Origin of the sequence: Ralstonia sp. UBA689 (genome assembly GCF_002298975.1) — a bacterium.
Lineage (GTDB): Bacteria > Pseudomonadota > Gammaproteobacteria > Burkholderiales > Burkholderiaceae > Ralstonia.
This window is the reverse complement of the sequence record NZ_DBMV01000003.1, coordinates 41,324-41,888: the sequence shown is the minus strand read 5'-3', so window position 1 is coordinate 41,888 and position 565 is coordinate 41,324. Positions and strand designations below refer to the sequence as shown.

General features: G+C 62.8%; 1 pseudogene. It reads left to right on the top strand.

Features of this window, described 5'->3' with window-relative positions:
* Positions 1–565 (top strand): annotated as a pseudogene (locus B4F51_RS02730) (IS5/IS1182 family transposase); the annotation flags it as partial.

The following is a 565-nucleotide window of genomic DNA, read 5'->3' as shown; positions in this document are numbered from 1 at the left end:
GCGTGATCAAGCCCTCCAGTATCAAACGTGTGATCGTCGACACAACAGTGATGGAGAAGGCGATCGCGCATCCAACCGATTCGCGACTGTTGGAGCGTTGCCGTGAGCATCTGGTGAAGGCGGCGGCACAGCATGGTTTGAAGCTGCGACAGAACTACAACCGCGAAGCGCCACGCTTGGCCAGCCAGATCGGCCGCTACGCGCACGCCAAACAGTACAAGCGCATGAGGCGCGCGCTACGCACCTTGCGCTCGCGGGTGGGTCGCGTGATGCGCGACGTTGAACGGCAGCTCGACTCGGTGGCGATGCACAGCCGCACAGCGCTGGAAGACTTGATTGGCCGCGCCAAGCGGATTCTGTCGCAGAAGCCGAAGGACAAACACAAGCTCTACGCGCTGCACGCGCCGGAAGTTGAGTGCTTGGCCAAGGGCAAGGTACGCAAGCCGTACGAGTTCGGCGTGAAGGTGTCGATCACGACGACGCACAAGGAAGGCCTGGTGCTGGGAGCGCGCTCGATGCCGGGCAATCCGTACGACGGGCACACGCTGGCCGAGGCGCTGGAGCA